At 42.7% G+C, this 14,495-nt stretch carries 14 protein-coding genes; 11 read left to right on the top strand and 3 right to left on the bottom strand.

The genetic code is table 11. The features are described 5' to 3' along the window. Positions 1 to 74 precede the first annotated feature (74 nt). The 3 genes from E6139_RS10485 to E6139_RS10475 all read left to right on the top strand — a co-directional run bounded on the left by E6139_RS10485 (position 75) and on the right by E6139_RS10475 (position 3,020). Positions 75 to 953, top strand: a complete 879-nt coding sequence (locus tag E6139_RS10485) for an alpha/beta hydrolase (protein WP_316403019.1) — start codon at positions 75 to 77, stop codon at positions 951 to 953. 63 nt (positions 954 to 1,016) lie between these two features. After that, positions 1,017 to 2,114 (top strand): GDSL-type esterase/lipase family protein, encoded by a 1,098-nt coding sequence (locus E6139_RS10480; RefSeq protein WP_316403018.1) that lies wholly within the window; start codon positions 1,017 to 1,019, stop codon positions 2,112 to 2,114. Beyond that, complete coding sequence (locus E6139_RS10475) at positions 2,115 to 3,020, top strand: alpha/beta hydrolase (protein WP_316403017.1); 906 nt, start codon at positions 2,115 to 2,117, stop codon at positions 3,018 to 3,020. Between the two features lie 53 nt (positions 3,021 to 3,073). On the opposite strand, the gene E6139_RS10470 is transcribed toward E6139_RS10475, so the two are convergent. Next, complete coding sequence (locus E6139_RS10470; protein ID WP_316403016.1) at positions 3,074 to 3,793, bottom strand: GntR family transcriptional regulator; 720 nt, start codon at positions 3,791 to 3,793, stop codon at positions 3,074 to 3,076. Positions 3,794 to 3,982: 189 nt separating this feature from the next. Here E6139_RS10470 and E6139_RS10465 point away from each other — a divergent pair, with 189 nt between their 5' ends. Genes E6139_RS10465 through E6139_RS10455 form a run of 3 tightly spaced genes read left to right on the top strand, consistent with a single transcriptional unit; the run spans position 3,983 to position 7,016 of the window. Then, on the top strand, positions 3,983 to 5,389 hold the full coding sequence (locus tag E6139_RS10465; RefSeq protein WP_316403015.1) for a PTS transporter subunit EIIC: 1,407 nt from the start codon (positions 3,983 to 3,985) through the stop codon (positions 5,387 to 5,389). Between the two features lie 12 nt (positions 5,390 to 5,401). After that, positions 5,402 to 6,235 (top strand): ChbG/HpnK family deacetylase, encoded by an 834-nt coding sequence (locus tag E6139_RS10460; RefSeq protein WP_316403014.1) that lies wholly within the window; start codon positions 5,402 to 5,404, stop codon positions 6,233 to 6,235. Next, positions 6,213 to 7,016 carry an MBL fold metallo-hydrolase gene (locus E6139_RS10455; protein WP_316403013.1) on the top strand — a complete coding sequence of 268 codons (804 nt, stop codon included), beginning with the start codon at positions 6,213 to 6,215 and terminating at the stop codon, positions 7,014 to 7,016. Before E6139_RS10460 ends, E6139_RS10455 begins: the two co-directional genes overlap by 23 nt. 114 nt (positions 7,017 to 7,130) lie before the next feature. Here E6139_RS10455 and E6139_RS10450 read toward each other — a convergent pair whose 3' ends face one another. Next, positions 7,131 to 7,478, bottom strand: a complete 348-nt coding sequence (locus tag E6139_RS10450) for a cupin domain-containing protein (RefSeq protein WP_316403012.1) — start codon at positions 7,476 to 7,478, stop codon at positions 7,131 to 7,133. 395 nt (positions 7,479 to 7,873) lie between these two features. Here E6139_RS10450 and E6139_RS10445 point away from each other — a divergent pair, with 395 nt between their 5' ends. From E6139_RS10445 to E6139_RS10425, 5 genes are all read left to right on the top strand, one after another. Beyond that, the gene (locus tag E6139_RS10445) at positions 7,874 to 8,356 is read left to right on the top strand and encodes a PTS glucose transporter subunit IIA (protein ID WP_316403011.1); all 483 of its coding nucleotides are present in this window, start codon (positions 7,874 to 7,876) and stop codon (positions 8,354 to 8,356) included. 17 nt (positions 8,357 to 8,373) lie between these two features. Continuing rightward, positions 8,374 to 9,219: a PRD domain-containing protein gene (locus tag E6139_RS10440; RefSeq protein WP_316403010.1), complete on the top strand. Its 846-nt coding sequence runs from the start codon at positions 8,374 to 8,376 to the stop codon at positions 9,217 to 9,219. Between the two features lie 250 nt (positions 9,220 to 9,469). Next, positions 9,470 to 10,900: a PTS transporter subunit EIIC gene (locus E6139_RS10435; RefSeq protein ID WP_316403009.1), complete on the top strand. Its 1,431-nt coding sequence runs from the start codon at positions 9,470 to 9,472 to the stop codon at positions 10,898 to 10,900. Positions 10,901 to 10,903: 3 nt separating this feature from the next. Next, positions 10,904 to 12,295, top strand: a complete 1,392-nt coding sequence (locus E6139_RS10430; RefSeq protein ID WP_316403008.1) for a glycoside hydrolase family 1 protein — start codon at positions 10,904 to 10,906, stop codon at positions 12,293 to 12,295. Positions 12,296 to 12,462: 167 nt separating this feature from the next. After that, the gene (locus E6139_RS10425) at positions 12,463 to 13,944 is read left to right on the top strand and encodes a sialate O-acetylesterase (protein ID WP_316403007.1); all 1,482 of its coding nucleotides are present in this window, start codon (positions 12,463 to 12,465) and stop codon (positions 13,942 to 13,944) included. A gap of 346 nt (positions 13,945 to 14,290) precedes the next feature. Here the strand turns inward: E6139_RS10425 and E6139_RS10420 are convergent, their stop codons facing one another. Further along, on the bottom strand, positions 14,291 to 14,476 hold the full coding sequence (locus tag E6139_RS10420; RefSeq protein WP_316403006.1) for a peptidoglycan amidohydrolase family protein: 186 nt from the start codon (positions 14,474 to 14,476) through the stop codon (positions 14,291 to 14,293). Positions 14,477 to 14,495: the final 19 nt, after the last annotated feature.

The following is a 14,495-nucleotide window of genomic DNA, read 5'->3' as shown; positions in this document are numbered from 1 at the left end:
ACAATTTGTTTAAACAAATATAGTATAAATGTATAGTTTAATGCTAATGGCGAAAATGGAAAGAGGTTAAGCAAATGAGAAGCTTACGTGATACAAACTTTGTACCAGAATGGGTCTCCATCACGGATAAAAAGGTCGTTCCGAAAATTGACTGGATCAAACAAAAAAAGCTGGATGTTCCTTACGGAGATCACGATCTTCAAAAGTTGGATGTTTATTTGCCAGAGGGAGAAGGGCCTTTTCCAGTGGTCGTGCTAGTCCATGGCGGAGGATTTGCCTATTGCGATAAACGAGATTGGCATCTTTATCCTGGATTTTTTGCCTTACAGGAAGGCTTTGCACTAGTATCCGTTAATTATCGCTTACTGCCCGGCATCAAGCGAATGGACCCGATCGATGATCTTACGGCTGCGGTGGCTTATATCAAAGATAATGCCGAGGACTTCAATTTGGATGTGGAAAATATCTTCCTGTATGGAACATCGGCAGGTGGAAATTTAGTTTCGCAGGTTGGTTTACGCACAGCGGCTAAGGGAGAACCTGTTAGTGGCGTAGCCGCATTGTGTCCGTTGCTTGATTTCAGCAATCAGTCCGCATTTATGGAGATTTTTGAAGCCATCGCACCGGAATATATACAGCTAAATCGGCAGGTAATGCTCGCTTATCTAGGCTTTGATCCAGCGCAGGATATCGAGGCTGCCAAAGAAGCAAATATTGATCATGTGCTGACTGAGAAAGCCCCGCCGTTTTACATCCAGCATGGCACGATGGATCCGGCAGTTCCCGTGGAGCAATCCATAAATTTTGCTCGAAGCCTGAAGGAAAAAATCGAGGAAGAAAAGGTGGTTTTGGACCTTATACCTGAGACAGGTCACGCTGGCGGCGGTTCGGAGTTTTTAGAGAAGGAGCATGTTCAGCCGATTCTCGCGTTCTTCAAGTCATTGATCAAATAGTCGTCTACGGGGTGGTTCTTGTTGCCGCCCCTTTGATGTATCTCGTTAAAAGGAATGATAAACATGTATCGACTTATCTGGCATCAAGTATTTTCAGATTATGGGAATCTCCATTTCAGACCAAATGGGAGAACTGAAAAAATAGCCATCAAGCCAAATATCTCCGGCAAGGGCGTTCGAGTGGAGTTTTCAAATAAGTATGATCACGTCGCGATGCAGGTCATTCGCGCACGGGTATCGACAGCTCCCGATATGGCGAATGCTCGTCTGCTCACGTTGGATAATCAAACTACCTTTGAAATTCCTGGCGGGCAGTCGCTTTGGTCGGATCTTACTCAGCTTGAGGTCCCGCATAAATCATCGCTTTATTTTGAGCTGGAGATAGCCAATGAATCCAATGAACTAGCGACCTCTGCCCACAACTTCTCAACCAAAATCTTTGAGACAAACATCACTGATTTCGGGATGAACTATATTTATGGCATCACTTCGATCGCACTTCAGACGAATACTGTTGGTACGACCATCGCTTTTTTCGGTGATTCATTAACGAATCAGGGCTACTACACGGACGGAGCCACACGCTGGCTTTATGAACATATTGACGGAGTGACCGCCATCAATGAAGGCATCTCCGGCAATCGCTTGCTGCTGCCGGGGACTTCGAATTCTGAATGGAAGAATAGCTTCGGACAGCCTGCGGTCGATCGCTTTAAGCATTTAGTCAGCTATCATCCTGATGTGGCAGTGATACTGATCGGGAATAACGATCTCTATCAAGTCGGCTCTGAAAACAAAGAGGAGCTGCCTACCACGAACCAGATGAAGGCAGCATACACGCGGATCGTCAATGAGGCGCTGGCAGCCGAGATCACACCGATACTGGTCACCTTGACGCCCTTCAAGGGAGCGCTCTCCGGTGAAGAAAACGCTTGGTCACCAGATAAGGAAGCTATTCGAAGGGAAATCAATCAATGGCTTCGACAAAGTGAAGGCACTATTGATCTGGATCGCTTTGTACGGGATGCGTCAGATCCTCGTAAATTAGCTGAGGCGTTCGATTCAGGGGATCATTTACACTTCTCTGAAAAAGGTGGGAAAAAAATTGGCGAATTCATAGCGAAGCAGCTATCTGAATTCGTAATGGGAGTTGGAGGATAGATGAAAATGAACATTCTGCTGACGAAATTTTTATACCAGCTCACAACTGTGAATCGAAGCAAGTACAATGCTTCGTTTCCGATTGAGCAGCCGGTGGAAACATTCAGAAATATCAGCTATTCCGCGAATGGAGATAAGAAGCAGGTGCTTGATATTTACACGCCGGATGTAAAAGGAAAGTATCCGATAGTGGTTCAGATTCATGGCGGTGGATGGACGCTGGGGGATAAGGACGATAACATCGGCTATTGCGAATATCTTGCCTCAAAGGGTTATGTCAGTGTGGCGATCAATTATACCTTGGCTCCCAAAGCGCCTCATCCGACGCAAGAGCGTATCGTGTTTGAAGCTTTTCGCTGGATCAATGAGCATATTAGCGAGTACGGCGGCGATCCTCAAAACATCTTCTTGTCTGGTGATTCAGGTGGAGCTCATCTGGCTGCCACAGTGGCGAATGTTTGCACGAATAAGAAAGCACAGGAGGTCTTCGGTGTAGAGCCGCCACTGCGAAAGGAACAAATTCGCGGCATGGTCTTGTTTTATGGAGCCTATGACTTTCTGACGGCGAAATACGCGAAGTTTCCCTTCATAAAGGTCAGCTATGAGTCATTCCTAGGAACAATGGACGACCAGAAGGACCGGGCGCTCATGAAGGAAGCCTCACCATTTTACTATGTGAATGCGGACTTTCCTCGTACGATCCTGTTATCAGGAGCAATCGATGGACTGCACGAGTCCCAAACGCTGAGATTTACCGAGGGCCTTAAGAAGAATAAGGTGCCTGTGACGGAAGTCTTTTTTGATCGGACGCGAGAGGATGCAGTCCATGGATTCATGGTGGATTACAGCCGCGAGTGTACGAAGGAGAGCATGGCGAAAATAGTCGCGTTTCTAGAAAACGAATAACTAAAAAAGACAGTTACGAGCATTCGTAAGTGTCTTTTTCAATTAGGTTCATTTTACCGTTGCGCAAACGAGACCATCACATACTCATTAGGAATGTAGCGGATAAAGGTGTGCTCGAACAAGCGACCGCTATCGGTGTAGGCGATATTTTCGATTTCACCAACACAATTGTTCTCTCCGAGGTCCAAGTTTTCAAAGTCAGCCTCTACTGCCGAGACGACCTTCATGACTGATTTTGAAGCAGCGATTTTGAAATCGAGCTGGGTATCGATATACTCGTAGATCGAGCCCTCCGCGATTTCTGCTGTGATGGGTCCCAAATAAAGCTTTTTAAAGTAGCTCGTATCATACATCATGGACTTCTCATTGATGATCCTTAACCGACTGATTTTATAGATACGCTCGCCTTCATTGAAAGATATCTTCTTGGCAAGCTCTTCCGAGACGGTTAGTTCTTGAAAATCGATCAGCTTTGAAGAAGTACTGATCTCATTATAATTTGAAAGCTCCTTGAGCCCGTGAAAGTTTCCCGTTTTGAAAAAAACCTTGTCCACTTTAGAAGTCTCCAGTACAACGACACCGCGCCCCTTGACGCTATAGACTAAACCTTCGTCATTCAGCTGAGCGATGGCTCGGCGAATGGTATTGCGGCTGGTCTTGAAGCGCTCGACCAGCTCCAACTCGGTCGGCAGCAGTAGCGTGTCGTTGTATATGCCTTCGCGGACTTCCTCTTTCAGCTGTAAGTATATTTCAGAAAATTTATTAGCAGCCATCCAAAAACCCCCTTATACGATATATTGATTATAGCATATTAGCTAAATATGTTTGAACAAATTTTTGTAGAAAAAGATTAAACTACTATTGAAAATTTGTTTAAACAAATATATAATGCGTGTAAGGGGTTTCTAACGTTAGCTCGAATTCTATTGTATTATGTAAGCTGTATGGAGGAGGAACAAAGAATGGACGAAAAACAGGCAAAGCAAATTGCGGAGCAAACATTAGCGGCAATTGGCGGAACAGAAAATATTCAATCAGCCTTTCATTGTGTGACACGTCTGCGCTTCATTTTGAAGGATGACAGTAAGGTGGATCTCGAAAAAATCAAGCATATCCCGGGAACTTTAGGCTTTCAAAAGTCCGGCGACCAATATCAGGTGATCATCGGTCCCGCTGTCGGAACCGTCTTTGAGCAATTGCACATTGACGAGGAAAATCAACGCGCTACGGTCACTTCAGAAGAGACCAGTTCATCGAAGAAAAAAATCACGCCGAGATCTGTTGGCAGCAGTATTCTGGATGCTTTAGTAGGGAGTATCACGCCAGCTTTACCGGCCATCATTTGCGCCGGGATGATCAAGATGTTCCTGATGCTGTTGGGTCCGAGTCTGTTTGGCCTACTTTCGGATAAGAGCGGTACTTATCAAGTCTTGAACTTTGTCGGAGATGCCGGCTTCTATTTCTTGCCCGTGATCCTAGGCTATACCAGTGCCAAGAAATTCAAAGCCAATCCGATTCTAGGAATCTTGATGGGGAGTGTGCTGATCTCGCCAGCCTTTGTGGAAAGTGTGACCAATGGGACTGCACTTAGTGTTTACGGTCTGCCCATCACACCAGTGAATTATGCAAGTACCGTCATTCCGATTATTTTAATCGTGTGGGTCATGTCCTATGTAGAACGGTTCTTTGACAAATATGTTCCCAGCAGCTTCAAAATGATTTTTATGCCAGTCCTGACCGTTCTTGTCATGATCCCTCTGGCATTCGTTGCTTTAGGACCTTTAGGCAGTATTCTGGGAAATTATATCAGTGCCTTCTTATTGTGGACGCATCAGGTGTTTGGTCCATTCGGGATCGGGCTGATCGCCGCTGTGTTTGCCTTGCTGATCGTTACCGGAATGCATCATGCCATCAATATGGCGGTGTTAGTTACACTTACAGCTAATGGCTATGACGAGGTCGTATTTGTGGCGGTAGCGCCAGTAGTTATCTCCATCGCTGCGGCAGCTTTGGCTTTTGCTTTAAAGGCGAAGCAGCCGACGAATCGCAGCTTGGGCTTGTCCAGCTTTGTCCTGCAGACGATCGGTGGAGTGGCTGAGCCGACGCTTTATGGGGTGATGATCCCTTATGTGAAGCCCTTTGTAGCACAGGCGATCGGTGCCTTCTGCGGGGCGTTGTATATGGGCTTCATGCATGTGAAGGCCTATGCACTGACCGGCTCGAACATCTTCATCCTAGCCGGCTTCATCCATGAAGATTCAGCCAATCTGACCAATGCCATTATTGGCTGCGGTATCGCCTTTGTCGTGACCTTCGTATTGGTCTGGGTGCTGGGATTTAAGGAAAAGGAACAAGAAATTTTTGAATAGGTAGTGAACGGAATGATTTCAAAACTAATCACCCGATCTGATGATTTCGGATCAAGCAACGCCTCAAATCAGGCGATCTATCAAGCACTGAAGGAGAAAAACTACATTAAAAATGTGTCCTGTATGGCCGTTGGTCCTATGATGGAGGAAGGAGCGGAGCTGTTGAACTCTTTGCCGAATCGAGACTTTTCCATCGGACTGCACGGAACACTCACATCAGAATGGACCTACTTAAAGTGGTTTCCAATAACTGAGGTGCGTCAGATTCCTTCATTGATCATGGAGGACGGCACGTTTTCTCCTGAATTCGGTCTGCCTGGGCAGAAGATCGAACCTGATGAGGTCATAAAGGAATTCAATGCCCAGCTGGATTATCTTACGAAGCTGGGGTTACCCATCAGCTATTTCGATACCCATATGATGCCGGAGCTGTTCTATCCTGAGCTGATCCCTGTTCTCAGGGACTGGACCAACAAAAAGGGCCTGATCAATCATTTGGATTGGTACGAACTGAGACAAAGCCTAGGACCACACAGCTTCGCCACGCCAGAAGTCGGCTTCAAGCTCTGGACCGATTGGCTAAGTGGATTAAAGGGGGACTATCGTCTGACTCTGATGCACCCGATGCTTCCAAGTCGCGAAGGCCTGTCTTTTACAAACGATCGATACGCCATCGGCCAAGTCGGAAAGTATCGCGCCATTGAATACGAGTTATTGATGTCAGGCGTACTAGATGAGTGGTGTGATGAGCACGAGATTATGCGAATATCTTACGAATATGCGGAAAAAAATCTGACGAAAAACAGATTGGAGGGCATTAAGAATGAACGCAAAAGAACTGGATAAGGATACGTGGCTGATCACACGAGGAGAAGGACAGGGCTCCACCCACAATTATCTCCTAGCTGGTGAAGACAAGGCGGCATTGCTTGATACTGGTCTCAAAGCTGAGGAGCTGCGGGATTTTACGGCCTCCCTGACCGACAAGCCGATCGTGGTTATCCATACCCATGGACATATCGATCATATCGGCAACGATCAGCAATTCGAAGAAATCATGCTCCATCCGAAAGACTTCGATCTGTATCGCCTGCATTCCTCCGCTGATTTTCGTAGAGATTTCTTCAAGGGAAAACCTGACGAGGAACTAATGAAGCGGCCGATTAATCAAGAGGTCCAATTACAGCCGCTAACCGACGGGATGATTATCGATCTAGGCGGCCGAGTGATCAAGGTCATTGAGAATCCCGGCCATACTCACGGCAGTGTCTCCCTGATCGAAGAAGCAAAAAAGACGATCTACACTGGTGATATGGTCTGTGAAATGGGCGTACTCATGCACTTTCCCGAATCAACAAGTATCGAGACCTACAAACAAAGCCTGACAAACCTGCGCTCAGCGATCACAGCTGACTATCAACTATATCCCGGTCATCAGCAAGCGCCCCTCTCAGTCGAATGGATCGATGCCTATATCGCCTGTGCCGATGAACTGATCGAACTAGGTAATCAAATAGCGAAAAAGAACCCAGTAGATAAAGGAATAGCCGAAGTCCAGTTCCACTCAAAAGGAAAGGCGACGATTTCTTACACAAGTGAAAAGCTTATGAAGAGTCGAAGGACTTAAGTCGGAGGGGTACATTTTTACCAATGAAACAGATCGTAGACCAGCATTCAGATCAAGCGCTGATTTGAAATGCTGGTCTTTTTTGGTTTCTGACAAGGGCCCCAAATTAGCAGACTAATCCTCACAAGTCCCGCCAGTATTGCTTTTATTCAAGGTTCCCTCTATCTCCAACAAGAGACACTTAACTAAACCCTTGCAGACAGGACGATGCCGCACGCCTTTTGGGGTAATGATAAAATTACCCTCCACCAGATGCGCCAGCCCGTCATCAAACTCAATATCAAATTCCCCCTCGAAGCAATAGAACAGTTCGTCAGAATCCTCGTGTAAATGGAAATCAAGTGTGCGGTTCTCAGCTTGGAGAACATTGAGCATGTGGTTGTTTAATGTGCTGATTCTGAGATATTGAAAAAGCTTTGGAATTGAATTCGCCTTATTCTTTAGATTTACCTTTTCGATCATAAGCCCCCCTTGGAAGTGTTTATCGAGCCGTTAATTGTACTATCGGGCTATTCTGGGTTCAATGATGAAAAGGATTCTTTTTTTACGCAATTCTGAAGAATAATCAGAAGTGCGATTGCTTTTTGACCAAATAGTGATTGAAAATTTCTTTTTTTTATAGAATAAATAAAAACAACGAGATGCAAATAACAATGGGCAAACTAGACAGCTTCATTATCGTGCAAATGTGCTATCAACTATTATTTTATTAAAATACTGATTGACAAATCATTGTAAGCGTTATATAGTTTAACCATAAATTAAGGTTTGTTACTCTCTGAGGCTTTTCCTTAAACACTAACTATGGTGTTTTTTGGGTTGCTCAGGGAGTTTTTTTATATTTATGAGGTGAGAAGATGTTTAATTTTTTGAAAAAGAAAGTAACTCGGGAGGTTCTTGGTTCTCCAGCAAAAGGAAAGATAATTTCCTTAAGCAAAGTCAAGGATAAGATGTTTGCGAATAAGATGTTAGGTGACGGAATCGCATTTATCCTAGAGAAAGATATTTTGAAGGCCCCTTGTGATGGCGAAGTCAGTATGATTGCTGCTACGAAACACGCTTTTGGTATAACGTCCAGCTTGGGTGCAGAAATCTTGATTCATGTTGGATTAGACACAGTCAATTTGAATGGGGAAGGTTTTGAATTTTTAGTCGATGCTCATCAAAAAGTAGTTGCAGGTCAGCCAATTTTAAAAATTGATCGTGCCTTTATGAAGAGTCAAGGGATCGACCTAACGACCCCTATGATTATTACAAATGGTGATTCACTCAAAATGGAAATTTCACAAGAGGAGAAAGTGGTCGATTATGAAGAGCCGCTTATCACGATCACGAAATAGAGAAGGTGGTGGGGGATGTGAGGGTCATCAAGAACATCAACAATAATACAAGTATCTGCCTAGATAGCAACAACCAAGAAATCATCGCATTTGGAAAAGGGATTGGTTTTAAGAAGCCGCCTTATGAGATAGAAATATCAGAAGTCCAGCGAACGTTTTACGATGTCGATCCCCAATTTGTTCAGATGATCAATTTGATTCCAGAGAGTATTTTCGAGATAGCGATCGAGATCGTCAATTATGCTCAAGGTAAATTGGACAGCTTGACGAATTCGAATATCATTTTTACGTTAGCGGATCATATCAATTTTTCGGTGAAACGATACAAAGAAAACATGAAGATCAAAATGCCCGTCTATTATGATGTCCAACACTTATACCCAGTAGAATTTGAAATCGGGAAACTAGCCGTGGAACGAATCAAAGAAAAAATCGGTATTGAATTGCCGAAGGAAGAAATTACTGGAATCGCGTTACATATAATTAATGCGGAAGGAATAAAAATCGAGAATACCGACGAGCAGACAGAAGAAATTGATGATGAAACCATCATCAACGAAATCACCGATATTATTGAAGAGTTCTTTTCAATCAAAATCGAGAAGGACAGCTTTAATTATTCCCGATTCGTTTCGCATTTGCAGTATCTGTTAAAAAGAGGAAAAGATGGCCAGAGCATCATGTCAGATAACCGCGCCATGTTTGATGATTTGAGAGTATCTTTTCCGAACGTTTATGAGTGTGCAAAGCTGGTCGATGCTTACATTTTACAAAAACGCAATTACCGCTTCAATGAAGAAGAAATCTTATACTTGATTCTACATATAAATAGACTTTGTGCTCGTGAGGATTGTTACCGCTAAGGGCTTAACCCAGACACAAAAAAGTAGACGCTACTACTTTTTTGGTTTGGGTTTTTTTGTAGAAATAGTGAAGAGGATTTCTTCATTGGCAGCATTAAATTTATCAATCATGCAAAATCAGGTTTAACGGATTTTTTCATTAGGTATCAATGCATACGCGCGTGTATTGAATATATAAGTTTATTTTATCAAAAAAGAATTTATTGTTCGTTTATCACAAAATAGGAAATCAAGAAGAGGAGAAAAGAGAATGTCAAACCAAAACAGCAAATACGATGAGCTGGCTGAAATTTTAGTTGAGCTAGTTGGTGGAAAAGGGAATATTTCATTTTTTACTCATTGCATCACTCGTTTACGTTTCAATGTGAAGGATAAGGGATTGATTGAAGAAAAAGCAATAGACGGAACAAGGGGTGTTGTTGGTTCGCAATGGCAGGGCGATCAGTTTCAAATTATTATTGGTCAGCATGTTGGTGAGGTTTATAAGGTAATATGTGAAAAAATCGGTTATGAAAATAAAAAAGAAGTCTCCAGTGACGAGATAGTTGAAGAGACAGGAAAGAAAAAATTCAGTATAGGAAAGATCTTCGATGCCATTTCAGGATGTATGACACCATTGTTACCACTTTTGATTGGAGGTGGGATGTTAAAAGCAATTTTACTGATTTTGACACAGTTCAGCTTGATCTCGGTTGAAAGTTCGACCTACGTCATTTTGTCACTCGTTGGAGACGCCGCGTTTTATTTCCTTCCAGTATTTGTTGGGGCAACGGGCGCGCGAAAATTTGGTGCAAACATGGGGTTTGGGATGTTGATCGGCGCTTCACTGATCCATCCGCAGTTTTTAGAAGCCGTTGCTAGTGGAACGCCGCTGTCCGTATATGGGTTGCCAGTATTTGCGGCGAACTATTCTAGTACGATCATCCCAATGATCTTGTCTACCTTCATCTTATCTTATGTAGAAAAGTATGTAACGAAATATACACCTAAGGTTTTACAGTCAATGGCAGTGCCGGTTGTCACACTTTTGATTATGATTCCTTTGACCTTCTGCCTATTAGCTCCGCTTGGATCGATCATCGGCTTTTATTTAGCAGATTTAATTATGTGGTTATACAACACGACCGGCTTCCTAGCAGTAGGAGTTACAAGTGCAGTGTACATTTTACTATGTTTGACAGGGATGCACACCGCCATCCTACCTATTGGTTTTACGATGTTAACGACAGTCGGGTATGACCCGCTTCTGTTCACCGGAGCTATTCTTTACACTGTCAACCAAGGAATCGTTGCTTTGATTGTTGCTATCAGAACAAAAGATGTTGAGGAACGTTCTACCGCCTTGACCTGTGTGATCACAGCATTGATAGCTGGGATATCGGAACCTGCATTATTTGGTTTTAGCTTAAAAAACAAAAAATTGTTTTATTCATCAATGATCGGTTGTTTGGTTGGAGGGCTATATATTGGAATCACAAAAACTTATGCATATGCCTTAACAGGAACAGCTGGACTGCTGGCGCTTCCGGGATATGTTGGACCAAACTCAATGAATCTCGTGAACATGTGTATTGGTATCGCTATTTCTTGCGTAGTAACTTTCGCTTTAGGAATGGTGTTTGCTTATAGTAAAGATTCAAAAGAAAAGAACGTAAAAGAAAAGAATGTAGAGGTGGCATAAAGATTGAAAACAAATTTTTTATGGGGCGGCTCAGTATCGAGTATGCAAACAGAAGGCGCTTGGAATGAAGACGGAAAAGGTCTTTCAAATTATGATGTGAGAGAAGTAAAACCAGGGTATTCAGATTGGAAAGTCGGAATCGATTTTTACCATACGTACAAAGAAGACATCAAACTCTTTGCGGAGTTGGGGATGACTGCTTATCGTTTCTCAATTTCTTGGGCAAGAGTGATGCCTACAGGCGGTGACGAGGTCAATGAAAAGGGACTTGATTTTTACGAATCTGTCGTCGACGAAATGATCGCCAACGGTATTGAACCAATCATATGTATGCACCACTTTGATGTACCGAATAAACTAGTAGAGGAATATGGCGGCTGGTGGTCAAAAGAGTTCACTGAAGCTTTCAAAAAGTTCACCGTCGTCGTTGTGGATCGATTAGGAGTAAAGGTGAAATATTGGTTTCCGATGAATGAACAAAACGCTTTGATGTATTCCTCCATGCTCTTTTCATCAAAGGATCTACCTGAAAATGACAGTAAGAGTAGAAATAGACGCTCGACTCAAAGTGTGCACAATAGCCATGTAGCTGGGGCTTTTTTAAGAAAATATGTCAAACAGGTGAATCCGTCAGCACAGGTAGGCGGGATGATCAATTATGCCCCATTCTATCCGACTGATTGTAATCCAGTTACCGTAAACAAAGCTCGAAAAATCCAGGAAATGTCAAATTTTGCTGCATTGGATGTGATTGTTAACGGAGAGTATTCTTCTGAGACACTTGCGGTGTGGGAACAAGCAGATATTCTTCCTGAAATGACCAAAGATGAGCTGCGATTAATTAAAGAGAACACTGCTGAGTATATCGGGTTCAGTTATTACTCTTCTCGGCTAGTTTCAGAAGAGACTTCAGATGATACAACACCGGAGGAGCTTTCAAAAATGGCTGTGGCTATGATGACAAATAATATGGAAAAAAATCCTTATTTGGAACAAAGCAAATGGTCATGGACAATCGATGAAATTGGATTAAGAACGTCATTAAATGATATTTACCGCAGATACAAAACACCAGTGATTATTTTAGAATGCGGAATGGGTGTCATTGAGGAACTAAATGAACAGAACACGGTGGAAGACGACTATCGGATCGAGTATTTCCGTAATCATATCCAAGAGATGAAAAAGGCAATCGATCTGGATGGTGTGGATTGCTTTGGCTTCTTGACTTGGGGACCAATTGATATTTTAAGTTCAAAAGGCGAAATGAAAAAACGCTATGGCTTTATCTATGTGAACCGCGATGAAACAGATTTGAAGGACTTGAAACGCTACAAAAAGAAAAGCTTTGATTGGTTCAAGCAGGTGATTGAAAGTAATGGTGAAGAGTTGTGATATAAGAAGTCAGGAGCTTCCTTCTCTTGGAGAAACGCAAGATGCTAGACAGAGGATGTAGCAGGAAAACTAGATACAGAAGCACAAACAGACTCTAGCAGCCAATACGATTAGGTGGTAAGTAGACTATAGAAAAACTTGAGTCATTCTAGAAAGGAGGGGACCGATTGCTTCAACTAAATCATTTACTCACGGAAAATGCTGTTTTACAGGCTGGGAAACCGCATTATGTGAGCGGAAAAACTGAGCCAAATTGTAGTATCAAACTTTTGTTTGGGAATGGCAAGTTTGAGGAAACAAGCGATTCCGAGGGTTCATTTTTATTTAAAGTTCCTGCTCAGCCATATAACTTAGAAACAACATTAAGGATCATTTCTAATGATGAGTGTATAGAAATTTTTGTCCGATATGGCGATGTGTTTTTGTTCGGGGGACAATCCAATATGGATTTTCGCATGGAAAATGAAGATCATTTCCTTGAAGAGCAACAAGAATTAGCGGAGGAAGGATTGTTCTTCAATAATGTTCCCCAAGTTGATTATAACGATGGAAAGAAGCAGTTACCTGAGACTATTGTCGAGCAATCTTGGCAAAAGCTTACAAAGGATAATCTAAAGGAAATGTCTGCGATCGCTTATTATGCAACGAAGGAGCATCGCAGAAAGTTTCCTGACCGAATGATCGGAGTAGTCAATTGCAGTAAAGGAGGAACAAGTGCAAGCTGCTGGATCAGTGAAGAGTATTTGGTGAAAAGTCCAGCAATAACCCAAGATATTCTAAGTCCCTACAAAGAAGCGATCAAGGGAAAAGATGATGAGATGTTGAAAACGGAGTTAGCAAATTATTGGAAACAATCCGAAGAGTTTTACAAGAATAGAGAGAAGATTATGCGAGAACAGCCAAATCTAACCCTTCGTGAATTCAAAGAACAATTCGGACACTCTCCGTGGCCTCCTCCAGCGAATCCTTATTTATTTACACGCCCGAGCGGATTGTATCAGCAGATGTTCAAGAACATCGTTCCTTATACCTTTTCATCAGTTGTTTGGTATCAGGGGGAGGAAGATACGGAAAACAGTCATCTCTACTATGAACTGCTGCATTTGCTGATCAAGCAGTGGCGGAAAGATTTAAAAGAAGAGCTTCCTTTTTATATCGTTCAATTACCAGTCTGCAAAGACCGTCCGGGTCATGATTGGCCAACTGTTCGGCAAACTCAGCAGCAGGTTGCACAAGAAATTGATCAGGGATATCTGATTACCAGTTTGGATTGTGGCGAAATTGATGACATTCACCCAACTGAAAAATCTGTATTAGGTCAACGAATCGGAGAGATTATTGAAGGTTTTCATTACAAAAATTGTCCCACTGCAAGCTTGCGTTCGTGGACTAAAAATGAAGTTATTATAGAGATAAGAGAAACACAAGTCATTCGATCGACTGATCTGCATGCTATTCAAGGAGATCAAGAAATCAACAGTATTACGATCGATAGAAATCGCTTAATCATTTGTTCTGAATCTCAGTTGACCAATATTTATTATGCTTGGAACAATGCTTCGGAAGTTACTTTATACAATGAAATAGGGTACCCAGTCTCACCATTTTATTTTGAAAAAAATGGGAATCAGCAAAATGAAAGTATTTAGTAGTGACAGCGGTCGATCGATTGAAACAGCCGAACTGATTGTTTAAAATGCTGGTCAAATGATAGAAGTGACGTTTAAAAGAAATTAGACTTTGAAACTTATTATGGTCACCTATTGGTGAAATGTTGACCGCTATTGCAAAGAACGCTCCTTGCGAACAAGGCTGCAGGGAGCGTTCTTCGCTTCTTCAAAAATCTACAATCGTCCTTTATTTAATCTGTCCTGCATAACCTTTACGCAATCTGAGATGGCACAGCTGATCCCAGAGAAACGCTCTCATGTCCGGCAATCCACAGATTTCCTCGCCGAACTTCAGAGCGGCTGATTTCTTCTAATAATGTGCCATTCAATTGAAGATTGTTTCCCTATTTCCGATATAAGAATTTTTGATTAGAAACCCCGCCTCAATCAACGTTCGAAAAACAAAACTAGAACAATCCATCGAACGATCATCAAGCCGATTGGACGTGGCGTAACAGCCTTTCCCCCGTAAATTCAGTCCGTATTGCAGGGCATTTTCAGTAGTTAGCATCTGGATTCCCCTACGCAGT

The organism is Enterococcus sp. (assembly GCF_032555305.1).
GTDB lineage: Bacteria > Bacillota > Bacilli > Lactobacillales > Enterococcaceae > Enterococcus_A.
The sequence above is the reverse complement of the archived record's forward strand: the minus strand, read 5'-3'. Positions and strand labels throughout refer to the sequence as shown.